This window comes from Nonomuraea sp. NPDC049378 (genome assembly GCF_055586745.1).
On record NZ_JBVJHP010000035.1, the window covers coordinates 1 to 22470 of the forward strand.

The 22470-nt window shown below is 71.4% G+C and carries 22 protein-coding genes; 13 read left to right on the plus strand and 9 right to left on the minus strand.

Annotation, left to right across the window (positions count from 1 at the left end):
• Positions 1 to 161 precede the first annotated feature (161 nt).
• A complete protein-coding gene (locus tag ACZ6SA_RS45495) occupies positions 162 to 1058 on the minus strand; it encodes a serine protein kinase RIO (RefSeq protein WP_465835449.1) in 897 nt (298 codons plus the stop codon).
• Positions 1059 to 1344: 286 nt separating this feature from the next.
• Between ACZ6SA_RS45495 and ACZ6SA_RS45500 the strand changes: the two genes are divergently transcribed.
• Entirely contained in the window at positions 1345 to 1908 is a 564-nt protein-coding gene (locus ACZ6SA_RS45500) for a hypothetical protein (RefSeq protein WP_465835451.1), read from the plus strand.
• On the opposite strand, the gene ACZ6SA_RS45505 is transcribed toward ACZ6SA_RS45500, so the two are convergent.
• Positions 1905 to 2480, minus strand: coding sequence for a Uma2 family endonuclease (locus ACZ6SA_RS45505; protein ID WP_465835453.1), 576 nt, complete (start codon positions 2478 to 2480; stop codon positions 1905 to 1907). The two genes, ACZ6SA_RS45500 and ACZ6SA_RS45505, sit on opposite strands and share 4 nt — an antisense overlap.
• Positions 2481 to 2529: 49 nt before the next feature.
• Positions 2530 to 3135, minus strand: a complete 606-nt coding sequence (locus ACZ6SA_RS45510; RefSeq protein WP_347642849.1) for a hypothetical protein — start codon at positions 3133 to 3135, stop codon at positions 2530 to 2532.
• A 187-nt stretch (positions 3136 to 3322) separates the two neighbouring features.
• Here ACZ6SA_RS45510 and ACZ6SA_RS45515 point away from each other — a divergent pair, with 187 nt between their 5' ends.
• Both ACZ6SA_RS45515 and ACZ6SA_RS45520 read left to right on the plus strand, forming a co-directional pair.
• Positions 3323 to 4159, plus strand: a complete 837-nt coding sequence (locus tag ACZ6SA_RS45515) for a glucose 1-dehydrogenase (protein ID WP_347642850.1) — start codon at positions 3323 to 3325, stop codon at positions 4157 to 4159.
• Between the two features lie 4 nt (positions 4160 to 4163).
• Positions 4164 to 4964, plus strand: coding sequence for an alpha/beta fold hydrolase (locus ACZ6SA_RS45520; RefSeq protein WP_443151668.1), 801 nt, complete (start codon positions 4164 to 4166; stop codon positions 4962 to 4964).
• A gap of 117 nt (positions 4965 to 5081) precedes the next feature.
• Here the strand turns inward: ACZ6SA_RS45520 and ACZ6SA_RS45525 are convergent, their stop codons facing one another.
• Together ACZ6SA_RS45525 and ACZ6SA_RS45530 are read right to left on the minus strand one after the other, a co-directional pair.
• On the minus strand, positions 5082 to 5705 hold the full coding sequence (locus tag ACZ6SA_RS45525) for a DUF4126 domain-containing protein (RefSeq protein ID WP_347642852.1): 624 nt from the start codon (positions 5703 to 5705) through the stop codon (positions 5082 to 5084).
• Positions 5706 to 5709: 4 nt separating this feature from the next.
• Positions 5710 to 6615 (minus strand): phosphotransferase, encoded by a 906-nt coding sequence (locus tag ACZ6SA_RS45530; protein ID WP_443151666.1) that lies wholly within the window; start codon positions 6613 to 6615, stop codon positions 5710 to 5712.
• A gap of 68 nt (positions 6616 to 6683) precedes the next feature.
• Here ACZ6SA_RS45530 and ACZ6SA_RS45535 point away from each other — a divergent pair, with 68 nt between their 5' ends.
• On the plus strand, positions 6684 to 9047 hold the full coding sequence (locus tag ACZ6SA_RS45535; RefSeq protein WP_465835457.1) for a GcvT family protein: 2364 nt from the start codon (positions 6684 to 6686) through the stop codon (positions 9045 to 9047).
• On the opposite strand, the gene ACZ6SA_RS45540 is transcribed toward ACZ6SA_RS45535, so the two are convergent.
• The 4 genes from ACZ6SA_RS45540 to ACZ6SA_RS45555 all read right to left on the minus strand — a co-directional run bounded on the left by ACZ6SA_RS45540 (position 9025) and on the right by ACZ6SA_RS45555 (position 12317).
• Entirely contained in the window at positions 9025 to 9795 is a 771-nt protein-coding gene (locus tag ACZ6SA_RS45540; RefSeq protein WP_465835459.1) for a GntR family transcriptional regulator, read from the minus strand. The two genes, ACZ6SA_RS45535 and ACZ6SA_RS45540, sit on opposite strands and share 23 nt — an antisense overlap.
• An 18-nt stretch (positions 9796 to 9813) precedes the next feature.
• Positions 9814 to 10419, minus strand: a complete 606-nt coding sequence (locus ACZ6SA_RS45545; protein WP_465835461.1) for a pyridoxamine 5'-phosphate oxidase family protein — start codon at positions 10417 to 10419, stop codon at positions 9814 to 9816.
• 84 nt (positions 10420 to 10503) lie between these two features.
• Complete coding sequence (locus tag ACZ6SA_RS45550) at positions 10504 to 11628, minus strand: nitronate monooxygenase (protein ID WP_465835463.1); 1125 nt, start codon at positions 11626 to 11628, stop codon at positions 10504 to 10506.
• Positions 11629 to 11666: 38 nt separating this feature from the next.
• On the minus strand, positions 11667 to 12317 hold the full coding sequence (locus tag ACZ6SA_RS45555; RefSeq protein WP_465835465.1) for an acyltransferase: 651 nt from the start codon (positions 12315 to 12317) through the stop codon (positions 11667 to 11669).
• A 110-nt stretch (positions 12318 to 12427) separates the two neighbouring features.
• Here ACZ6SA_RS45555 and ACZ6SA_RS45560 point away from each other — a divergent pair, with 110 nt between their 5' ends.
• The 9 genes from ACZ6SA_RS45560 (at position 12428) to ACZ6SA_RS45600 (ending at position 22308) form a co-directional block, all read left to right on the plus strand.
• The gene (locus tag ACZ6SA_RS45560) at positions 12428 to 14095 is read left to right on the plus strand and encodes a CTP synthase (protein WP_347642859.1); all 1668 of its coding nucleotides are present in this window, start codon (positions 12428 to 12430) and stop codon (positions 14093 to 14095) included.
• Positions 14092 to 14745, plus strand: coding sequence for an NUDIX hydrolase (locus tag ACZ6SA_RS45565; RefSeq protein ID WP_347642860.1), 654 nt, complete (start codon positions 14092 to 14094; stop codon positions 14743 to 14745). The genes ACZ6SA_RS45560 and ACZ6SA_RS45565 overlap by 4 nt, the downstream gene beginning before the upstream one ends.
• Positions 14742 to 15665, plus strand: coding sequence for a site-specific tyrosine recombinase XerD (locus ACZ6SA_RS45570; protein ID WP_347642861.1), 924 nt, complete (start codon positions 14742 to 14744; stop codon positions 15663 to 15665). The genes ACZ6SA_RS45565 and ACZ6SA_RS45570 overlap by 4 nt, the downstream gene beginning before the upstream one ends.
• 122 nt (positions 15666 to 15787) lie before the next feature.
• A complete protein-coding gene (locus ACZ6SA_RS45575) occupies positions 15788 to 16723 on the plus strand; it encodes a ParA family protein (protein WP_425465074.1) in 936 nt (311 codons plus the stop codon).
• Complete coding sequence (locus tag ACZ6SA_RS45580) at positions 16720 to 17538, plus strand: segregation and condensation protein A (RefSeq protein WP_465835468.1); 819 nt, start codon at positions 16720 to 16722, stop codon at positions 17536 to 17538. Before ACZ6SA_RS45575 ends, ACZ6SA_RS45580 begins: the two co-directional genes overlap by 4 nt.
• A 610-nt stretch (positions 17539 to 18148) precedes the next feature.
• Complete coding sequence (gene scpB / locus ACZ6SA_RS45585) at positions 18149 to 18760, plus strand: SMC-Scp complex subunit ScpB (protein ID WP_465835551.1); 612 nt, start codon at positions 18149 to 18151, stop codon at positions 18758 to 18760.
• Positions 18757 to 20670 (plus strand): pseudouridine synthase, encoded by a 1914-nt coding sequence (locus ACZ6SA_RS45590; RefSeq protein ID WP_465835470.1) that lies wholly within the window; start codon positions 18757 to 18759, stop codon positions 20668 to 20670. The genes scpB and ACZ6SA_RS45590 overlap by 4 nt, the downstream gene beginning before the upstream one ends.
• A 69-nt stretch (positions 20671 to 20739) precedes the next feature.
• Positions 20740 to 21099, plus strand: a complete 360-nt coding sequence (gene aroH, locus ACZ6SA_RS45595; RefSeq protein ID WP_132606764.1) for a chorismate mutase — start codon at positions 20740 to 20742, stop codon at positions 21097 to 21099.
• A gap of 63 nt (positions 21100 to 21162) precedes the next feature.
• Positions 21163 to 22308: a prephenate dehydrogenase gene (locus tag ACZ6SA_RS45600; RefSeq protein ID WP_443151661.1), complete on the plus strand. Its 1146-nt coding sequence runs from the start codon at positions 21163 to 21165 to the stop codon at positions 22306 to 22308.
• Positions 22309 to 22470 lie beyond the last annotated feature (162 nt).

Here is a 22470-nt window from a genome sequence, read left to right on the forward strand (position 1 = left end):
ACGACGTGCGCGGGACAGGCGTCAAGGAACCGCTCCCTTGTCGGTGGTCGCAACGCGTGGACGGCCCGGCCATCTCCCTCCTAACGCTGGGGAACCGGGGGAAACAGCGGGGGGAGGGCCGTCGCGGCCGGGGCAGGCCCCGGCCGCGACGACGGGGGCGGTCACATCCGGGCTTCCTCCCGCAGAAGGGCGGCGAGGGTGCCGGGGTCGGCGGCCGTGACGCCCTTGGCGGCGAACCAGGTGGCGACGTTGCGCGCGTCGCGGTCGAGGAACGACGGGCCCGCCGGATGCGCGATCACGTCCACGATCTGCGGAAGGTCGATGATGACCAGCCTGCCCTCGTGCACCAGGAGGTTGTACGGCGACAGGTCCCCGTGGGCCAGCCCTTCCCTGGCCAGGGTGACCATGGCCGCGACCAGCTGCTCCCACAGGTCGCCCAGGTCGTCGGTCACCTGGGCCAGCCGCGGCGCCGCGAAGCCGTCCCGCGTGCCGACGAACTCCTCCAGGATCTCCGTCCCGACGATCTGCACCGGATACGGCACCGGCACCCCGAGCTGCCACAACCGGCACAGGGCCGCGAACTCCGCCACCGCCCACTGGGCGGCGATCACCTGCTTGCCGAAGGCGGTGCGGTTGGCCATGGCCCGGTTCATCCGGCTCTCGCGGGTGCTGCGTCCCTCCAGATAGCCGGCGTCGCGGTGGAAGAGACGGTGGTCGGCGGATCGATAGCGCTTGGCGGCCAGCAGGCACTCGCGGTCGGTGCCGGGCACGCCACGCGAGATCAGGTGGACGTCGGCTTCCTTGCCGGTCTTGAGCACGCCGTGCTCGGTGTCGACGGCGGCCAGATCGGTGACCAGCCAGTCAGGGTAGGGCCTGGGGCCCTTCTCGGTCGGCGTGCTCTGGTCCCAGGTGGACCAGCGATCACCTTCGGGAGGGCCGTCATCGAGACCGGAGGAGGTGCCCGGTGAGATGCTCGAAGAGGTGCTCTCCAGCCAGGCGATGTCGTCGGCGTCGAGGGCGTACCTGCCGCGGCGGCGGTGTTGCGAGTGCTTGGGCACGGTGGGATTGCTCCAGAAGTGAGGCCCACCGGCTCGTCGCGGTCAGGTCAGCGAACGCCCGGTGGGAAGGGGTGAGGACGCGGAAAACGGCACGCGAACAATCGTCATCACGGTCTCACCCTCCCTTCGCGTCGCAGCGATCGACTCCGCCCGAGTATTCCGGTCCACCCCGAGCGCCGCAACCGAATAAACGGCCTGTCGCGATGCGGGCGGATGCCGCCGGCATGTGCGGGCGGAGCCCGATATCGCGGTGCGGTACGGCCGGACGGACGTGTACCTTGCGGGCATGCGACGGTGCGGTGAGTGCGCGCAGTGGGAGCCGGCCGGCGCCCATGGTTGTGCCCGGTGCGCGAGGCTGGTCGACGAGATCGTGGAGGAGGGCTGGGGGGCCTTTCTGGAGCGCGAGTTCGGCACTCCGGAGCCGCCCGGCGAGCGGCTCATCGCCGAGATGGTCGTGGACGAACCGGACCGGCATGAGTGGCGCGTGGTGGACGCCGCGTACGACCGCCTGACCTGCCCGGAGTGCGGCGGCCGGCTCAGCAGGGGCCCGGCCGGATGCGCCCCCTGCGACCTGGCCAACGGTTTCCGCTACGCGGCCATCGAGATCGACCGCCCGGACGTGCCGCCGGGCAACGAGCACGCGCTGCGGGTCAACGTGGCCGTGACGCGCCGCCCGTACGGGATCTCGGCGTCGGAGGTGCTGCTGCGGCGCCTTTCGCTGCCCGTGCTCCTGGACGGCCGGCTGCCCACCGTCGAGCAGGCTCAGGCCACCAAGGCCATGGTGGGCAGGGGCGCTTCCGAGGCGGAGCTGGTCGCGGTCATCTTCGGTGACTGGGGAACGGACCCCTAGGCGGGCGGCCATGGCAAGGTGAGATCGAGATCCACCTCGAATCCCACGTTGAGCTGCAGGCGCTCGCGATGGATGCCTGTGGGGACATACACCTTGACCGCAGGCTCAAGCTCGAAGGTGTAGACGACGGGCGCGCCGTCTTCCTGTTCGACGCGCCAGAAGTGCTTGATGCCGGCGTTGGAGTATTTGATCGGTTTGGTGGTCCGATCCCTCTCCACGGATTCCTCCGACACCACTTCAGCCACGAGGTGCACATCGTCCGGTCGGAAGGATGTGGTCGACGCGCTGATCGCGGGCTTCTTGACCAGGAGGATGTCTGGTTCAGGACGCTGACGCATGCCCAGCGTGACCGTCATCTCGCGAACGACCGCCAGATGCGCCGGCGGCCTGAGCTCCGTCTCGAACAGCCGGAGTGTGAGCATGTGGAGGGCCGTCTGCGGTGGCCTCATGACGAGTGACCCGTCGATCAGCTCGACGTGCCGGGGCGCGTCAGGGGGAAGGTGATCGAGCATGTCGGCGGTCCAGCCACCGGGAGGGCCTGGGTAGAACCACTCCGGGAGGGCCGTGGTCATCGGAAGTCCCTCCTCGCCCGGCGCGTACACGTGTCACGACGAGCGATGGTCAGGGCTCGTTCCTGCGCTCCTCCATCGTGCGGCGGTAGAGGTCGTCGATCTCGTCCAGCGGGTCGGGGTCGCGGCGCCGGGCCTCGATCTCCAGGTCGGTGCGGGAGGTCAGGTCGGCGATGCCGGACGCGGTGTGGTGGACCTGGTCATTGAGCAGGCCGGTACGGATGCGGGCGCACGTGGCCGTCAGCGTGGCCTGGTGCTGCCTGAGCCGGTCGAGGGTGACGTGGTCGACGTAGGGGGACACGCGCTGCTGCTGGGCGAACATCGCCAGCTGCTCGTCGTGCGTGTCGACGTGCTTCGTCAGGTCGGCCATGATCCTCGGCAGGTCGCCCAGGCCCCACCCCTGGCGCTGGGCCTGGTCGACGGCCTGGCGGGTGAGGGTCATCTCGCGGCGCAGGTCGAGCCGGAGGCGCTCGGTCTCGGCGGCCTGGCCCGTGCCCATCGCGTTGACGTGCGTGGTGATCCGGGTCGTGGCCTCCCTGGCCTTGACGGCGGCCTTCTTGCCCAGCTTGACCAGCACGTAGATGCCGACGCCGCCCAGCAACAGGAGGAACGCCAGGATCACCAGGGCGATGAGAAGGATTTCGCTGATCTCCGCCACCTCCTGTCGGGGTTGTTGATGTGAAGGATAGTCCGGCCGGGCGGGTCTGGGGTGCCTGGCCGGAGCGGCTCTTGATCGATCAGTTTGGCCTGTGTTTCAGTTCACCATCGGCATCGGTCGCCGGGCGGCGGGTCACGCCTGCCGGCGACGCGACCAGAGGCGTTGTGCGGCAGAAGGGAACAGGGCGGTGCTTGAGGACAAGGTTGTGATCGTCACTGGTGGTGCGAGGGGGATGGGGGCGGCGACAGCGCGGCGGTGTGCCGCGGCGGGGGCGCGGGTGGTCCTCACGGACGTGCTGGTCGAGGAGGGTACGGCGACGGCCAAGGAATTAGACGCCCGGTTCGTCGCCCACGATGTGCGGGACCAGGATCAGTGGGCGGCGGTGGTCGCCCGGACGGTCGACGAGCACGGGCGGCTCGACGGGCTTGTGAACAACGCCGGCATCGCCACCATGCTGATGATCGAGCAGCAGTCGGCCGAGGAGTTCGAGAACGTGCTGCGGGTCAACCTGCTCGGCGTCTTCCTTGGTCTCAAGGCGGTGGTGGGGCCCATGCGGGAGTCGGGCGGCGGTGCGATCGTGAACCTGTCGTCGGTCGCCGGCCTCAGCGCCCTGCCCGGCACGGGCGGCTACGGCGCCTCGAAATGGGGGGTGCGCGGGCTGACCAAGATCGCGGCGTTGGAGTTCGGGCGGCACCGCATCCGGGTCAACTCCGTGCATCCCGGGATGATCGTCACAACGATGACCGAGCCGCTCGGCGCGGTGTCCGGCGACGGCACCTTCCCGCTGGCCCCGGCCGGGCGCTGGGGGGAGCCGGAGGAGGTCGCGGAGACGATCGCCTTCCTGCTGTCCGACGCGGCCTCGTACGTGACGGGGGCCGAGCTGGCCGTCGACGGAGGGCTGACGGCGGGGGAGGCCGCGCTGCTGCTCCGCCCTGACAGAAGCCGCATGGAGGGTAACCGGCAGGACGAGGGCCCGCGGGACGGGACCGGGCCGGACGAGGAACAGCCGGAAGGGAAGCGGTAGGCCGATGCCGTACGCCGACGTCGGGGAGGATGTCCGGCTCTTCTACACCGATGACGGTGACGGGCCGCCGCTGCTGCTCGTACACGGGTGGGGCGCCGACTCGCACCAGTGGTCGTGGCACATCGACGCGCTGGCCGCCCGGCACCGCGTGATCGCCGTCGATCTGCGCGGCCACGGTTACTCGTCGGTTCCTGAGACCGGCAACACCCCCCGCGCGATGGCCGGGGACCTGCACGCCCTGCTCGGCGACCACCTCGGCATCCCGCAGGCGACCGTGGCCGGGCACTCGATGGGGGCCCAGGTGGTGTCCATCCTCGCCGTCGAACATCCCGGGCGGGTACGCGGGATCGTCGCCGTCGACCCCGGCTACGGCATGACGGAGGACGTCGCCGCCGGCTTCCCCCAGATGATCGCGGGCCTGCGTGGCGAGCACGCGCACGCGGTCGCCGAGCAGATCGACGAGTGGTGCACGAACGCCGCCACCCCCGCCGTCATCAGGCGCTGGCACAAGCGCCGGTTGCACGCCATGCCGCCGCACGTGCTGGCGGAGGCGTTCGAGGCGATGTTCACCGGTCCGGGCGCGATCGGGGTGCGGCCGGCCTCCGACGATTACCTGGCGCGCAGGCGGTGCCCGGTGTTGTCGATCTGGTCGGATCCGGGCCGGGCGCGCTGGGAGGCCGGGCTGCTGAGCGATCCGGCCTCGAAGGTGGTGTGCTGGGAGGGTTCGAGCCACCGGCTGCACGAGGAACGGGCCGCCGAGTTCGTCCGCCTGGTGGAGGGGTGGGTGGCCCGCCTGCGCACATGACCGGCCGGTGGCCGGCCCGGTGAGCGGTCCGGTGAGCGGCCCGGTGAGCGGCCCGGTGAGCGGCCCGGTGAGTGGCCCGGGGCCAGGTCGGGTGGCGTGCTCAGGCCGGGGGCGGCCTCACGCCGGGGGGCGGCTTCGGGCCGGGGGCGCTCCTCCGGCCGCCCGTCCGCGGGCGCGGCGGCGGCGTACTTTCCTGATCAGCCACCAGCTCAGGACGGCGAGCAGCAGCAGCGCGACGATCACGAGGACGGGCAGGAAGATCGCGACGAGGCTCATGCCGAGCGCGCCCGCGTCCTCCGCCGTGCTCACGACCGGCGCGCCGGTCCCGGCCGTGCCGACGTTGATCACCGGCCGGGCGGTGGTCTTGACCACGTGGACGGCCAGCGCCATCACGATGCCCAGCAGCCATCCGGCCCACGGGTGCTCGGCCATCCAGGTCGACCGGTCGAGTTCGGCGGCGGCGCTGGTGGCGGAGAACACCACGCCGCCCGACGCCGGGCGGACCACGGTCTGGATGGCGTCGTTGACGCTGTCGACGGCGGGGACCTTGTCGAGGACCGTCTCCGCGATCAGCAGCACCGCGATCACGGCGAGCACGCCCCAGTTGGACAGCCAGGCGTAGCCGTCGGGGAGCTTCACGGCGTCGGTGACGTTGGCGAGCACGCCCACGACGAGGAGCGGGATGTAGGCGTTGAGCCCGGCGGCCGTGGACAGGCCCAGACCGGTCAGAGCGGCGAGCATGCCCCTAGTCTGCCCGGGCCGCGTCGTCCATGAGGCCCGCCAGGGCGGGACCGGTGAACTCGGCCACCGCCCGCTCGTACTTCTCCATCCCCCAGGACCAGAAGTCGAAGTCGATGCTCGCGTTCGCGCTGTCCTGGATGGAGGCCCAGAGTGTCCAGCCGTACTTGGACATGAGGCCGAGCAGGCGGGCGCGGGCGATCTTGTGGCGGAGCGGGCGGCCGTAGTAAGCGGTGACGAGCGCCTCCAGGTGGCCGGACGGCAGGTCGGACTCGCTCCAGACGTTGCCGAGCTCGAAACAGGGGTCGTTGTTGCCGGCGTACTCGTAGTCGATCAGCCAGAGGCGCCGGCCGTCGTCGAGGATGTTGCCGGGCAGGAGGTCGTTGTTACACGGAACCGTGCCTTCATCCCGTATAGCCAGACATTTCCGGATCTCGGCAACGATGGGCATGAACTCGAGGTATCTGGCCGGAAGCCGGAAGCCGCGTTCCTGAACGATCTCCAGATAGCGCCGCTGCACGTCGAACATGTCGAAGTCGCTCACGAACCGCGGCCCGGCGTGCAGCCGCCGGCACACCTCCGCCACCCTCGGCAGGTTGGCCGGATCGTGCAGATCCGCCTCGGTGAACGTGCGCGCCTCGAGGTAGCCCACGACCAGCACCCCCTGGCCGGGCAGGTACGCGTGCACCGGCGCGCCGACCCCGGCGCGCGCCGCGGCCAGCGAGTTGGCGTGCTCGGCGTCCCTGTCGATGGCCAGCAGCGCGCCGTCGCTGGCCGACACGCGCACGACATACGTGCCGCCGGGCGTGGTCACCTTATAGTTGCGATTGGTCAACCCCCCTGGCAGCTCCTCCACGGCTCGTGGCACGCCGGACAGCAGGGGGATGCGATCGAGGACCTGGGCAACGGCCATGGTCGATGCTAGCTCCACCGGCCTAAACGGTCTAGACCTTTTATGGTACGGCGGTTAGCCTCGCGACCATGAGCGACTCGGCCCGCATCGTGATCATCGGTGGTGGGGTGGGCGGCACGTCCGTCGCCTACCACCTCACCCAACTAGGCGAACGCGACGTCGTCCTGCTGGATCGGGACGAGCTCACCAGCGGCTCCACCTTCCACTCCGCGGGCCTGGTCGGCCAGCTGCGCGCCGACCCGACGCTGACCCGGATGAACCAGTACTCCGTCGAGCTCTACCGCACCCTCGACGCCGGCTGGACGGAGTGCGGCGGCATCAAGCTGGCCTCCACGCCCGAGCGCATGGCGGAGATCCGCCGCCAGATCGGCTGGGCGCGCACGTTCGGGCTGCCGCTGCGGGAGATCTCGGTGGCGGAGGCCGTCGAGCTGTTCCCCCTCATGGACCCTGAAGGGGTCGTGGGGGCCGCGTACCTGCCCACGGACGGGCAGGTGGACCCCTCCCAGCTCTGCTACGCGCTGGCCGCGCGCGCACGCGAGGGCGGGGCGAGGCTGCGCACCAAGACACGCGCCCTCGGCATCACCACCGCACGGGGCCGGGTCACCGGCGTGCGCACCGACCAGGGCGACATCGACTGCGAGATCGTGGTCAACTGCGGCGGCATGTTCGCCGCCGAGATCGGGCGCATGGCCGGCGTGCGCGTCCCGATCGTGCCGATGTCCCACCAGTACGTGGTGACCGACGCCTTCCACGACCACCAGGGCCTGCCCACGCTGCGCGACCCCGACCTGCTCGTCTACTACCGGCAGGAGGTGCAGGGCCTGGTCATGGGCGGCTACGAGCGCACGTGCGCGCCCTGGACGGCCGGTCACGACACCTTCGACGCGGTGCCGCCCGACTTCAACGGCCGCCTCCTGCCCGAGGACTGGGCGAGATTCGAGGAGATCTCCGACAACTCCAGGATCCGCGTGCCGGCGATGGCCGACGTCGGCATCCGCAAGCTGATCAACGGGCCAGAGGCCTTCACCCCGGACAACGAGTTCTGCCTGGGGGAGACGGAGGTGGGCGGGTTCTTCGTCGCGGCCGGGTTCTGCGCCCACGGCATCGCCGGCGCCGGCGGCATCGGCAAGGTGATGGCGGAGTGGATCGTCGAGGGCGAGCCCGCCATGGACGTCCGGCACATGGACATCCGCCGTTTCGGCCGCCACTACCGCTCGCCGTCGTACACGATCAAGCGCGCGGTCGAGAACTACGAGACGTACTACGACATCCGCTACCCCGGCCACGAGCGGTCGGCCGGACGGCCGCTGCGGGTCTCGCCCGCGTACGCGTGGCACCAGCGCCACGGGGCCGTCTTCGGCGAGAAGGCGGGCTGGGAGCGGGTCAACCACTACGCGGCCAACGAAGCCGGCGGGGACGGCGGCGAGCGCCCCGCGGGCTGGGCGGGCCGCGAGTGGTCGCCGGCGACCGGGGCCGAGCACCGGGCCACGCGCACGGCCGCGGGGCTGTTCGACGAGAGCTCGTTCGCCAAGATCGAGGTCACCGGTCCCGGCGCGGCCACCCTGCTGGAGTGGGTGTGCGACAACCGGGTCGCCCGCGAGGTCGGCGCCGTCACCTACACCCAGGCGCTCAACCGGCGCGGCGGCATCGAGTGCGACTTCACCGTCACCCGGCGCGGCGAGGAGGAGTTCCTCATCGTCACCGGCACCGCGTGCGGCACCCACGACCTCGGCTGGCTGCGCAAGCAGGCCGCGCTCACGGGCTCGGCCGCCAGGATCGCCGACGTCACCGGCCAGTACGCCTGCCTCGCCCTGTGGGGGCCGCGCGCCCGCGACATCCTGTCCGGCCTCACCCCCGACCCGCTCGACTTCCCGTTCATGTCGTCACGGGAGCTCACCGTGGGCGACGTGCCGGTGCTGGCGCTGCGGGTGACGTTCGTGGGGGAGCACGGCTGGGAGCTCTACTGCTCCAGCGAGTACGGGCTCGCCCTGTGGCAGGCGCTGTGGGAGGCGGGCGAACCGCACGGGATGGCGGCCTGCGGCTACCGCGCCATCGACAGCCTCCGGCTCGAGAAGGGCTACCGGGTGTGGGGCGCCGACATCGGGCCGGAGACCACGCCGTACGAGGCGGGGCTGGGGTTCTGCGTCAAGCCGGACAAGGACTTCCTCGGCAGGGACGCCCTCGACCCCGCCCCCGGGAGGCGGCTGCGCTGTGTGACGCTGAGCGACCCGAAGGCGGTCGCGCTCGGCAACGAGCCGGTCCGGGTGGACGGCCAGGTGCTGGCCCGCGTCACCTCCGGCGGGTACGGCTACACCGCCAGGCAGTCGATCGCGTACGCGTACCTGCCGGTCGAGCCGGGGGCCGGGGTGGAGATCGAGGTCGAGGGCGCCTGGGTGCCGGGCACCGTGGTCAGGACCCCGCTGGTTCCGTGACGCCGCTGCGCACCGAGATCCGCACCCGGTCGGGGCGGAACAGGTCGCGGGCGAACTCCACGGGCATGCCGCCCTCCGCGTACGCCGTGCGCTCGATCAGCATGAGCGGCGCGCCCGGCGTCGTGCCCAGTTCCGCGGCCTCGACTGGACGGGCGATCACCGGGTCGAGCCGCTCGACGGCCGTGCGCGGCGCCAGGTCGTAGCGGCCGGCGAGCAGCGCGTAGAGGGAGCCGGTCAGGTCCTCGTCGAGCAGGCCGGGCAGGTCGGGGAAGTAGGAGCGTTCGAGCGCCACCGGCGACCGGCCCCTGGCCGACCGCGCCGAGCGCACCCTGGCCACCTCGTGCACCGGCGAGCCGGGAGCGACCCGCAGCGCCGTGGCCACCGCGGCGGGCGCGGGCACCGTCGCCGCCACCAGGATGCGCGCCTCGGCCCGGAGGTGCGCCCGCCGCATCTGCTCGGTGAACCCCGTCAGCCCGGTCAGGTCGCACTCGATGCGCGGCTCGGCCACGAACGCGCCGCCCGTCCTGCCGGGCGTCCTGATGAGCACGCCGTCGCGTTCGAGCGTGGCCAGCGCCTGCCTGAGCGTCATCCGGCTCACGCCGAGCCGCCCGGCCAGCTCGCGCTCGCCGGGCAGCCGGTCGCCCGGCGCCAGCTCGCCGCTGGAGATCGACTCGAGCAACCACCGCTCGATCTGCACGTGCGCGGGGACGCCGGTGCCGCGCTCCAGCTGAGGCGGTGTCCCGACCACACGCGCATCGTAGCCCGGTCAGCCCTCGACGGTCTCCCGCGGCCTGGGAGAGGGCAGGGGCAGCGGCAGGCCCGGCAAGCCGTCGATGCTGGTGGCGATGTGCTCCTTGCGCGAGAAGTAGGCGTTGAGCGACTCGTCGTCCTCCCGGGCGAACCGCTTCGCGTGCAGGTCGCGGTCCTGCTCGTAGGACATGAGGGGAACCGCGAAGCCGCAGGTGTCGCGGATCAGCTCGGCGTGGACGACCACGATCGCGCGCAGCCCGTGCACGCCGGCGTCGACCGTCGGGAAGCGGGCGGCCAGCTCGGCCCACCGGGGGTCGTGCCTGAAGACGGGCTCACCGCGCCCGTGCACCCGCACGATGGTCGGAGGACCCTGGAAGGCGCACCACATCAAGGTGATCCGGCCGTTCTCGCGCAGGTGGGCGACGGTCTCCGCGTTGCTGCCGGCGAAGTCGAGGTAGGCCACCGTCAGCTCGTCGAGTACCGTCAGCGAACCGCTCACTCCCTTGGGGGAGAGGTTGACCGTGCCGTCGCCGGCGAGCGGCGCGGTCGCCGTGAAGAACACGGGCTGCGCCTCGATGAACGTCCGCAAACGGTCGGTGATGCTGTCGTACGTCTTGCCCACGGTGTCCCCATCCCTGGTGTAGGAGCGCGGCGCGCGACCACGAGCCGCCGAAGCGCCATTCTCGCCGACCGGCCGTCAGGGGCGTCACCCGGACAGGCGCCTGAGCCGCTCCACGGCCTCACCGAACTCGCTGACCAGGTCGTAGACCACCTGCCTGGCCGGTTTGACCTGGTCGAGCTGGCCCACGACCTGCCCTACGTAGTAGTTGACCAGTTCCACCGCCCCCGGCTCGCCCTTCTCCGCCGCCGCCGCGATGCGCGCCATGGCCCCCTCGGCCACCAGCAGCTGCAGCGGCATCCCCAGCGGGCCGGGGCTCTCCTGGCTGGAGTCCCACTCGTCGGTCCAGGCCGACCGGAGCTGCCTGGCCGGCTTGCCCGTACGGGACCTGGACCTGACCGTGTCCAGCGACGAGGCCGCCAGGAACTTGCGCTTGACCGCGGGCGGCGTCTCCGCCTCCTCCGTCGTGAGCCAGACCGAGCCGCACCACACGCCGTCCGCGCCGAGCGCCATGGCCGCGGCCATCTGCCGCCCCGACGCGATGCCGCCCGCCGCCAGCACGGGCACCGGCCCCACCGCGTCCACGACCTGCGGCACCAGCACCATGGTGGAGATCTCGCCGGTGTGCCCGCCCGCCTCGGTGCCCTGTGCCACGATGAGGTCCGCGCCCGCCGCGACCTGCCTGCGCGCGTGCTCGACCGTGCCGACCAGCGCGGCCACCGGCACGCCCGCCTCCCTGGCTCTGGCCACCATCTCGGGCGGCGGCGGGCCCAGAGCGCTGGCGATCAGCCCGATCCGGTGTTCGAGCGCGACGTCGATCAGCCCTGTCGCCCCCGACGCCGTCACCCGCCGGCCGAACTCGTCGGCCACCGCCGTCATCGGCTGCGGTGCCGCGCCCACGCCGTATTTGGACAGCAGGTGGGTGACGAAGTCGCGGTGCCGCTCGGGGATGAAGTCCATGAGGTGCGCGCGCCGGTCGAGCGCGGAGGCGTCGACCTTGCCCGGCACGAGCACGTCGACGCCGTACGGCCGGCCGCCCACCCGCTCGTCGATCCAGGTGAGCTCGGTGTCGAGCCGGTCGGGCGAGTACGCGATCGCGCCCAGCACCCCGAAGCCGCCCGCGTTCGTCACCGCGGCCACCACGTCGCGGCAGTGGCTGAACGCGAACAGGGGGAACTCGATGCCCAGGCGTTCGCAGATGGCGGTTCGCATGATGTGACGCTAACCGTCAGAACGATGTTCGGTCCAGATCAGGATCCGCTGTCGGCCATGACGACGTCGGGGGCGTGCCAGCCTAACTCGGCCGTGTAACCGCGTACCCGCCTGGCCGGCACCCCGGCCACCACGCTGTGGTCGGGGAACTCGCCGCGCACCACCGCCCCGGCGGCCACCACGCACTGGCGGCCGAGTGTCGTGCCGGGCAGGACGATCGCGCCGGCGCCCAGCCACGAGCCCGAGCCGATCGAGACCGGGCTGTTGCGCGGCCACTGCCTGCCGATCGGCACGTCGGGGTCGTCGTAGACGTGGTTCTGGTCGGTGATGTAGACGTACGGGCCGGTGAAGACGTCGTCGCCCACGTCGATCGACTGGTGGGCCACGATGTGCGTGCCCCGGCCGATCGAGCAGCCGCCGCCGATGCGCAGGATCGATCCCGGGCCGAGGTCCACGCCCGGGCCCATGCCGCACGAGAGCGACACCCGTTCGCCGATCAGGGTGTGGTCGCCGATCTCGATCCACTGCTCGCCGAAGATCGCGCCAGGGGGGAACGCGATGCTGACCCCGTCGCCGAGCCGGCGGAACCGGTGGCCCGCCGGACTGGCCGGAGTGATCGCGCCCGCGCGGCGGATCGCCCGGTAGACACGGTGAATCAGCGCGCCCGTTGCCCGCCGTACGAGTGACATAGAGTCCAAAGTTACCCTCAGGTCATGCCGTTCGCCCATGTGAGGGGCGTTGTTTGATATCCTGAGAGCCCGTGGACACTTCGACCACACCTCGAGCCACGGGAGCCCCTTTGCGCAGCGCATCGCAAACCAAGCATCTGTTCGTCACCGGCGGTGTCGCCTCCAGTCTCGGCAAGGGCCTCACGGCATCCAGCCTCGGTCGCCTGCTCAAAGGGCGCGGTCTCAGGGTCACCATGCAGAAGCTCGACCCCTATCTCAACGTCGACCCCGGCACGATGAACCCGTTCCAGCACGGCGAGGTCTTCGTCACCGACGACGGCGCGGAGACCGACCTCGACGTCGGCCACTACGAGCGGTTCCTCGACACCGACCTGCACGGTTCGGCCAACGTCACCACCGGGCAGGTCTACTCCAACGTCATCGCCAAGGAGCGGCGGGGCGAATACCTGGGCGACACCGTCCAGGTCATCCCGCACATCACCAACGAGATCAAGGACCGGATCAGGGGCATGGCCGGTCCCGAGGTGGACGTCGTCATCACCGAGGTCGGCGGCACGGTGGGCGACATCGAGTCGCTGCCCTTCCTGGAGGCCGTGCGGCAGATCAGGCACGAGGTGGGGCGCGACAACGTCTTCTTCCTGCACGTCTCGCTGCTGCCGTACATCGGGCCCTCTGGAGAGCTCAAGACCAAGCCGACGCAGCACAGCGTGGCCGCGCTGCGCAGCATCGGCATCCAGCCGGACGCGATCGTGCTGCGCTCCGACCGGCCCGTGCAGACGTCGATCAAGCGCAAGATCAGCCTGATGTGCGACGTCGACGAGGACGCCGTCGTCTCCTGCGTGGACGCGGCCTCGATCTACGACATCCCCAAGGTGCTCCACTCCGAGGGCCTCGACGCGTACGTGGTGCGCCGGCTCGGCCTGCCCTTCCGTGACGTCGACTGGAAGGAGTGGGAGCAGCTCCTGCGCCGCGTGCACCGCCCGGCGAGGGAAGCCACTGTCGCCCTTGTGGGGAAATATATTGATTTGCCGGACGCGTACCTCTCGGTGACCGAGGCCCTGCGGGCCGGCGGGTTCGCCAACGACGCGCGGGTCAACATCCGGTGGGTCAAGAGCGACGACTGCGAGACCCCCGAGGGCGCCGCGCGCGAGCTCGACGGCGTCGACGGCGTGCTGATCCCCGGCGGGTTCGGCGTGCGCGGCATCGAGGGGAAGATCGGCGCCATCCGCCACGCCCGCGAGGGCAAGATCCCGCTGCTCGGCATCTGCCTCGGCATGCAGGGCATGGTCATCGAGGCCGCCCGCAACATGGCGGGCGTCGAGGACGCCAACTCCACGGAGTTCGACCCCGACACCAAGCACCCGGTCATCTCCACCATGGCCGACCAGGAGGACGTCGTCGCCGGCGAGCGTGACATGGGCGGCACGATGCGGCTGGGCAGCTACACCGCCAAGCTCGCCGAGGGCACCCTCGCCCGGCAGCTCTACGGCGGCGTGGCCAAGGCCGACGAGCGCCACCGCCACCGCTACGAAGTCAACAACGCCTACCGCGAGCAGCTGGAGAAGGTCGGCCTCGTCTTCTCCGGCGTGTCGCCCGACGGCCGCCTGGTCGAGTACACCGAGCTGCCCCCCGACATCCACCCGTTCTTCATCGGCACCCAGGCGCATCCGGAGTTCCGCTCCCGGCCCACCCGGGCCAACCCGATGTTCAAAGGTCTCATCGGCGCGGCCCTGGCCTACGCCGACGGCCGCGTGGGCGCGACGACGGTGGGCCAGTGACCGCCGGCGGCGACGGTTCGCCCGACCGGCTCGTGCCGGGCGTGATCAGGGACACGCCCGAGTCGTGGGACGTGCTCGAGACGAAGCAGCGGTTCGAGGGCCACGTCATCAAGGTGGTCACCGACACCGTCAGGATGCCGCGCGACGAGGCGGCCGAGCGTGACTACGTGATCCATCCCGGGGCCGTCGCCGTGCTCGCGCTCGACGACCAGGACCGCGTCCTGCTCATCAGGCAATACCGTCACCCCACCCGCCGCCTGATGTGGGAACTGCCCGCCGGCATCCGCGACGTGCCGGGCGAGCCGCTGGTCGACGCGGCCGCGCGCGAGCTCGCCGAGGAGGCCGGCTACCGCGCCGCCACCTGGCACACGCTCGTCGACCTGCGCACCTCTCCCGGCATGAGCGACGAGCGCATCAGGGTGTTCCTGGCCCGCGACCTGACCAAGATCCCCGACGAGGAGAACGGCTTCGTGCACCGGCACGAAGAAATCGACATGCCGGTTGAATGGGTCCCTCTGCCCGACGCGGTAGAAAAGGCGCTCATGGGAATGATCCACAATTCCCCGGCCGTGGCCGGTATCCTCGCCGCGTACGCGGCTTCGGTTGAGGGACTCGCCCTGTTGCGCCCCGCCGACGCCCCGGAGGCGTGACGGAAGGACCGATCGTGGAGGCCGTGCTCTCCAGCTACCTCGCCCATCTGGCGGTGGAGCAGGGCGTGGCTGCCAACACGCTCGCGTCCTACCGTCGTGACCTGCGGCGCTACTACGAGCACCTGCGGGCGCGCGGGCGCCTGGAGCTCCACGAGGTGGGCGAGGCGGACGTCCTGGCCTTCCTCGCCGCGCTGCGCGAGGGCGACGGGGAACACCCGGCGCTCGTCGCCAGCTCCGCCGCCCGCGCCCTGTCGGCCGTGCGCGGGCTGCACCGTTTCGCTCTGCGCGAAGGCGTCACGGCCCACAACCCCGCCCACGAGGTACGCCCGCCGCGCCCGATGCGCAGGCTCCCGAAGGCCATCGCCGTCGACGAGGTCGAGCGGCTGATCGCCGCCTCGGGCCCGGACGGAGCGCCTCTCACGCTGCGCAACCGCGCCCTGCTGGAGGTCCTGTACGGCACGGGCGCCCGCATCTCGGAGGCCGTCGGGCTGGCCGTGGACGACCTCGAGGACGAGCAGGTGCGCCTGCGCGGGAAGGGCGGCCGCACCCGCGTCGTGCCGCTGGGGCGCTATGCCCGCTCCGCCCTCGACGCCTACCTCGTCCGCGCCCGGCCCGGCCTGCTGGCCCACGGGCGCGGCACGCCGGCCGTCTTCCTGAACGCCAGGGGAGGCCGTCTGACCAGGCAGGGAGCGTGGGAGGTGCTGCACGCGGCCGCCGAACGAGCCGGGCTAAAACAGATATCTCCCCATGTTCTCCGACATTCCTTCGCAACTCATCTCTTGGACGGCGGCGCGGACGTTAGGGTGGTCCAGGAATTGCTCGGCCACGCCTCGGTGACGACCACCCAGGTCTACACCCTGGTCACGGTCGACAAGCTCCGCGAGGTCTACGCCGCGGCGCATCCACGGGCCCGGCAGTGATCTATAGTCTTTGCGGTGTGCGGCACCCTCGGCGTGCCGCCTTGCCGCGTTAAGTGGTGACGCCATAGTGTCCGTCCGGACGGTCCGGTTCGGGATCGTCAGGGAGGTTCGAGCTGGTGACTGTGACGACCAAGGGTTCGACCCCGGGGACCCCCGACAACCCCTGGGGCGACACGAAGACCAACGCGCCTTCCAACGGCGTCAACCTCGGGCCCACGCAGCGGCCCAGACCCGTGTTCCCCGAGCCGGTGGTGCCCGACGTGCACGGCCCGGCGCGCGTGGTCGCGATGGTCAACCAGAAGGGCGGGGTCGGCAAGACCACGACCACCATCAACCTGGGCGCGGCCCTCGTCGAATACGGGCTCAAGGTGCTGCTGGTCGACTTCGACCCGCAGGGCGCGCTCTCCGTCGGCCTGGGCATCAACCCGCTCCAGCTCGACCTGACCGTCTACAACCTGCTGATGGAGCGTGGCGTCACCGCCGAGGACGTCCTGCTCGAGACCGGCGTCGAGGGGCTCGACCTGCTGCCGAGCAACATCGACCTGTCGGCCGCCGAAGTGCAGCTCGTCACCGAGGTCGCCCGCGAGCAGGTGCTCGGCCGCGTGATCAAGCCGCTGCTGCCGCACTACGACGTGTGCCTCATCGACTGCCAGCCGTCGCTCGGCCTGCTCACCATCAACGCGCTCACGTGCGCCCATGGCGTCATGGTGCCGCTGGAGTGCGAGTTCTTCGCGCTGCGTGGCGTCGCCCTGCTGATGGACACCATCTCCAAGGTCCAGGAGCGGCTCAACGAAGACCTCGAGATCGAGGGCCTGCTCGCCACCATGTACGACGCCCGCACCCTGCACGGCCGCGAGGTGCTGGCCCGCGTGGTCGACGCGTTCGGCGACAAGGTGTTCCACACCGTCATCAACCGCACGGTGCGTTTCCCCGACGCGACCGTCGCCGGCGAGCCGATCACCACCTTCGACCCCTCGTCCCTCGGCGCCAACGCCTACCGTGAGCTGGCGCGCGAAGTGCTCTCGCGCTGGCCCGCGCCTGCCACAATGGCCAGGTGACCGCAGAGCAGACCGAGCCCCAAGGGTTCCAGGTTCACCTGGACGTCTTCGAGGGTCCCTTCGATCTGCTTCTCGGCCTCATCGCCAAGCACAAGCTCGACATCACCGAGGTCTCGCTCTCCAAGGTCACCGACGAGTTCATCGCCTACATCCGCTCCCGCGGCCCCGAGTGGGACCTCGACCAGACCAGCCACTTCCTGCTGGTCGCGGCCACGCTGCTCGACCTCAAGGCGGCCCGGCTGCTGCCGTCGGGCGAGGTGGAGGACGAGGAAGACCTGGCCCTGCTGGAGGCCAGAGACCTGCTGTTCGCGCGGCTGCTGCAGTACAAAGCGTACAAAGAGGTCGCCAAGATCTTCGCCGGGCGGATGGCCGAGGAGTCCCTGCGCTTTCCCCGTACGGCGCCGCTCGAGCCGCAGTTCGCCGACCTGCTGCCCGAGCTCATCCTGGGCATCGGGCCCGAAGAGCTCGCCAAGATCGCCGCCAGGGCCTTCACGCCCAAGCTGCCGCCCACGGTCAGCGTGGGGCACATCTACCAGCCGCTGGCGAGCGTCAAGGAGCAGGCGGCCATCCTGGTCATGCACCTGCGGCGCCTCCGGCGGGCCACCTTCAGGGCGCTGGTGGCCGACTGCGAGGGCACCTTCGAGGTCATCGCCCGCTTCCTGGCCGTGCTGGAGCTGTTCCGGGAGTCGGCGGTCACGTTCGAGCAGGTCGAGCCGCTGGGCGACCTGCACGTCACCTGGACGGGCGCCGACGACGGCGACGTCGCGGTGGGGGACGACTACGAGGAATCCGCGGAGAAACCATCCCATGACTGACAACCCACTGCCTAACCCCCGCAAGTCTCCCGACTCGGAGCCGCCGCTGCCCGCCTGGATGACCCTCCCCGGCTCCCTCGTCCAGCCCGGCGCCCCGGAGGCGGAGACCTCCTCGCCCGACGACCCGCCCCCGCCCCACGAGGACCCGCCCCAGGACGACCCGCCCCAGGACGACCCGCCGTCCCGCGCGGAGACGTCCGTCGCGGACGACACGCGCGTCGAGGGAGGCACGCTGTCTCGTGCGGAGACGTCCGCTGCGGACGACACGCTGCCTGCGGAGGCGCGGGCCGCGGACGACACCCCGGGCCCGGGCGAGCCGGAGGCCCACAGGGGCAGGTCCGTCCCTGGGGGGACGCTATCCCAGGACGACACGACGTCCAGGGCTGGGACGCGGCCGGACGAGGACCTGGGACGTGACGAGGACCTGGGTCCGGACGAAGATGTGGCGCAGGACAGGGAGCGGGTGCCGCAAGAGGAGCCGGTGGCTGGTGCTGACGGGCCGGCCTTCGCCGCTGACAGGACGGCTGAGGGCGACGGGCCGGTGACCGGCGCCCGCCGTGACCAGGCGGCGGACGGCACGAACACCACACCGGCCACGGGAAAGGGCGCCCTGGCACCCGGCGACGGGCCAGACGTGGACGCCGCTGCCGGACGCGCGGTGGGAGCCGAGCCGGGGGAGGGGCCGAGGCTCGAGGCGGCGCTGGAGGCTATCCTGCTTGTCGTTGACGAGCCGGTCGCCGAGGTGACCCTGGCTCAGGTGCTCGAACGGCCCACCCACGAGGTCGCCGCGGCGCTGCGTGGGCTGGCGGCGGAATACACCGTCGCCGGACGGGGTTTCGACTTGAGAGAAGTGGCGGGTGGTTGGCGTTTCTACACGCGTGCCGACTGCGCGCCGCTGGTCGAAAGGTTCGTACGCGACGGCCAGCAGACGCGGCTGACCCAGGCCGCGCTCGAAACACTCGCGGTCGTGGCCTACCGGCAACCGGTGAGCCGTTCCCGCGTCGCCGCCGTACGCGGCGTCAACAGCGACGGTGTCATGCGCACACTCGTCGCCAGGGGGCTGGTCGAAGAGGCCGGCACCGACCCGGAGAGCCAAGCGGTGCTCTACCGGACAAGCTCATACTTCCTTGAACGTCTGGGACTACGGGATCTGAGCGAGCTCCCCGAACTCGCGCCCTTCCTCCCCGACGACGTGGAAAACCTCGAGGAGACAACAAAGTGATCAACAGGCGCAGCACCCCGTCCGGTGATGGACGCGGTCGTGGACGCACAGGCGGCTCCGGCCGTGGTGGGCGTCCCGCCTTCCGCTCCGACGACGCCCGTGGCGACTCCCGGCGTGACGACGACTTCCGCGGTGGGACCGGCCGAAGAGACTCCAGAGGCGGGTCTCGCCGTGACGACTTCCGGGGCGACGACCGTGGCCGCGGTCGCGACTCCGCACGCGACTCCCGGCCCTCCCCCGACTCCCTCCGCGCCGACCGGGGCGGCACCCGCGCCCGGTACGGCGGGCCCGCCGGGCGCGACGACGCCGGCGGCGGCCGCTACGCGCGCGGAGCCGGCCGCGACGACCGCTTCACGGGCGGCGACCGCGACGACCGTTACAACCCCGACGACCGTTACCAGAGCGAGGGCCGCGAGGATCGCCACGGACGTGGTGAGCGTCCTCGTGGCGACCGGGGAGGCTACCGTTCCGAGCGTCGTGACGAGCGCGCCGGCGGTTACCGTTCCGAGCGCGGCGGTGGTTTCCGTTCCGAGCGGCGTGATGAGCGTGGCGGCGGTTACCGGTCCGAGCGGCGTGACGAGCGTGGCGGCGGTTACCGGTCCGAGCGCGGCGACAGGTTCGAGCGTCGTGATGAGCGTGGCGGCGGTTACCGGTCCGAGCGCGGCGACAGGTTCGAGCGTCGTGATGAGCGTGGCGGCGGTTACCGTTCCGAGCGTCGGGACGAGCGCGGTGGCGGTTTCCGTTCCGAGCGCGGCGACAGGTTCGAGCGTGGTTACGGGTCCGAGCGGCGTGACGAGCGCGGCACCGGTTACCGTTCGGAACCGGGCGGCAGGTCCGACCGGGGTGGCTACGGAGGCGAGCGGCGTGATGAGCGCGGCGGGTTCCGGGCCGACAGGAGCGGGCGCCGTGAGGCCGGTTCCCGGAGCGCCGAGTCCACCAGGTCCCGTTACGGCAGGCGCGACGGCGATGCCCGCACCGGGCGCGACACCGGCCGCACCGGGCGTGACACCGGGCGCACCGGGCGTCCCCGGCGGGACGACGTCCAGACGATCGGGGGCAGGCGCGGCGGCGGGAACGGCTACGGCAGCCCCCAGCACGACCGGGTGAAGGCGGCCCGCCAGCCCCTGCGCGACCGTGACTTCTACCCCGAGGGCTACTCCGACGAGCGCGACACCACCGAGGTCCCTGACGGCGTGCGGCTGCAGAAGGTGCTCGCCCAGGCGGGCGTCGCCAGCCGCAGGGCGTGCGAGGAGATGATCGGCGAGGGCCGGGTCACGGTGAACGGCCAGGTCGTACGGAGGTTCGGCGCCAAGGTCGATCCCGCGACGCAGGTCATCCACGTCGACGGCAAGCGCATCCCCACCGCCCCCGACCTGGTCTACTACGCCCTCAACAAGCCCATCGGCGTCGTCTCCACGATGGACGACCCGCAGGGCCGCCCGTGCCTGGCCGACTACGTCGAGGAGCTGGCGCCGAGGCTGTTCCACGTGGGCAGGCTCGACACCGAGACCGAGGGCCTGCTGCTGCTCACCAACGACGGCGAGCTGGCCAACAGGCTGACGCATCCGAGCTATGGGGTGCAGAAGAAATACTGGGCCAAGGTGCCCGGGCCGATCCCGCGTGACCTGGGCCGCAGGCTCAAGCAGGGCATCGAGCTGGAGGACGGCATGGTCAAGGCCGACAGCTTCACCGTCGTGCAGGAGCACGGGCAGCAGGCGCTGGTCGAGGTCGTGCTGCACGAGGGACGCAGGCACGTCGTGCGGCGCATGCTGGAGGTGGCGGGCCACCGGGTGATCGACCTTGCCAGAATCGAGTTCGGTCCGGTGAAGCTGGGCCGTACGAAGCCGGGCACCATCCGGGCGCTCAGCCTGAAGGAAGTCGGCGAGCTCTACGCCGCCGTGAAGCTGTAACCTGGCCGGAAGAAGGAGCCCGTGCGATCCTCGCGCGGGCTCTCCCGGTTAGGGAAGGGGACTGACCACATGGTGCGCGCGATTCGTGGGGCGATCCAGGTGGACGCCGACGACCGTGGCTCGATCATCGAAGGGACGACCGAGCTGGTCAGCGCGATCATGGAGCGTAACGAGCTGACCCCGGATGACGTGATCAGCGTGCTGTTCACGGCCACGCCCGATCTGACGGCCGAGTTTCCCGCGCTCGCGGCGCGGAAGCTGGGTTTCCACGAGGTGCCGCTGATCTGCTGCACCGAGATCGCCGTGCCGGGTGCGCTGCCCCGCGTGGTGCGGCTCATGGCCCACGTGGAGACCGACCGGCCGAGAGCCGAGATCCAGCATGTTTACCTGCGTGGCGCGGTGGCGCTGCGGCAGGACATCGCGCAGTGAGCGACCGGGCATCACATAACGAGATACTGGCTATCCCAATGGCCCGATAAATCAGGACACCAGATGGATCTTCGCACCGTGCTCGTCGTCGGCACCGGTCTCATCGGCACCTCCGCGGCGCTGGCGCTGCGCAAGCGCGGTGTGCGCGTGCTGCTCGCCGACCGCGATCAGGGAGCCGTACGGCTGGCACGGGAGCTCGGGGCGGGCGAGGAGTGGCGGCCCGGCGGCCCGCACCTCGCCCCGCCCGGCGGCCAGGCCCTCGAGGAAGCAGTCCCGCAGGAGGGCCGGGCCACTGAGCAGGCCGACCTGGCGATCATCGCGGTGCCTCCCGCCCACGTGGCGACCGAGCTGCTCGAGCTGCAGCGGCTCCAGGCGGCCAGGTTCTACACCGACGTCGCCAGCGTCAAGGCGGAGCCCATCCACCGGGCCGCGCAGCTCGGCTGCGACCTGTCCGCCTACGTCGCCTCCCATCCGCTCGCCGGCCGCGAGAAGTCCGGCCCGGGGGCGGCCAGGGACGACCTTTTCCTGGGCCGGCCGTGGGCGCTGTGCCCCACGGAGGAGGCCGACCCCGAGGCGAAGGCGGCCGTGCTGCGCCTGATCGAGTTGTGCGGCGCCAACGCGGTCGAGGTCAGCGCCACCGACCACGACCGCGCCGTCGCCGTCGTCTCCCACGCCCCCCACGTCGCGGCCTCCGCCGTGGCCGCGCGCCTGGCCGACGCCACCGACGTCGCTCTCGGCCTGGCCGGGCAGGGCGTGCGCGACGTCACCCGGATCGCGGGCAGCGACCCCGGGCTCTGGCTCGGCATCCTGTCGGGCAACGCCTCCCCGGTCGCCGAGGTGCTCGAAGCCGTCGCGCACGACCTGGCCGACGCGGCGAGCGCGCTGCGGGCCCTGGCCGAGGGCGACGGCACCGCGACCGGCGAGATCACCCAGCTGCTCAAGCGGGGTGTCGTCGGCCACGATCGTATCCCCGGCAAGCACGGCGGCCCCGCCTCCTCCTACGCCGTCGTCCAGGTCGTCATCGGCGACCGCCCCGGCCAGCTGGCCCGGCTGTTCCAGGTGTGCGACGAGGTCGGCGTCAACGTCGAGGACGTGCGCCTCGAGCACGCCCCTGGGCTGCCGCTGGGCATCGCCGAGCTGTCGGTGGAGCCCGACGCGGCCGCCACGCTCTCCGAGGCCCTGCGCGAACGCGGCTGGCAGGTCCCCTAGCGTCATCCGCCGGGGATCCGTCGGCGATGTCCAGCGAGGGATTCCGGGATCGCTTCGCCGAAGGTCGGAGGCCGGCGTTCGGTGACGCGGGCGGCTATCGGGGGCGGGTCCCCAGGCGCTGAGAGATGCGCAGGAGATAGCCGTCCGGGTCCCGCACCGCGA

Bases quoted from the DNA above. Each gene is read 5' to 3' on its own strand.
- ACZ6SA_RS45500 (WP_465835451.1), top strand. From the start codon at position 1,345: ATGCGACGGTGCGGTGAGTGCGCGCAGTGGGAGCCGGCCGGCGCCCAT.
- ACZ6SA_RS45505 (WP_465835453.1), bottom strand. From the start codon at position 2,480: ATGACCACGGCCCTCCCGGAGTGGTTCTACCCAGGCCCTCCCGGTGGC.
- ACZ6SA_RS45520 (WP_443151668.1), top strand. From the start codon at position 4,164: ATGCCGTACGCCGACGTCGGGGAGGATGTCCGGCTCTTCTACACCGAT.
- ACZ6SA_RS45525 (WP_347642852.1), bottom strand. From the start codon at position 5,705: ATGCTCGCCGCTCTGACCGGTCTGGGCCTGTCCACGGCCGCCGGGCTC.
- ACZ6SA_RS45530 (WP_443151666.1), bottom strand. From the start codon at position 6,615: ATGGCCGTTGCCCAGGTCCTCGATCGCATCCCCCTGCTGTCCGGCGTG.
- ACZ6SA_RS45535 (WP_465835457.1), top strand. From the start codon at position 6,684: ATGAGCGACTCGGCCCGCATCGTGATCATCGGTGGTGGGGTGGGCGGC.
- ACZ6SA_RS45550 (WP_465835463.1), bottom strand. From the start codon at position 11,628: ATGCGAACCGCCATCTGCGAACGCCTGGGCATCGAGTTCCCCCTGTTC.
- ACZ6SA_RS45555 (WP_465835465.1), bottom strand. From the start codon at position 12,317: ATGTCACTCGTACGGCGGGCAACGGGCGCGCTGATTCACCGTGTCTAC.
- aroH (WP_132606764.1), top strand. From the start codon at position 20,740: ATGGTGCGCGCGATTCGTGGGGCGATCCAGGTGGACGCCGACGACCGT.
- ACZ6SA_RS45600 (WP_443151661.1), top strand. From the start codon at position 21,163: ATGGATCTTCGCACCGTGCTCGTCGTCGGCACCGGTCTCATCGGCACC.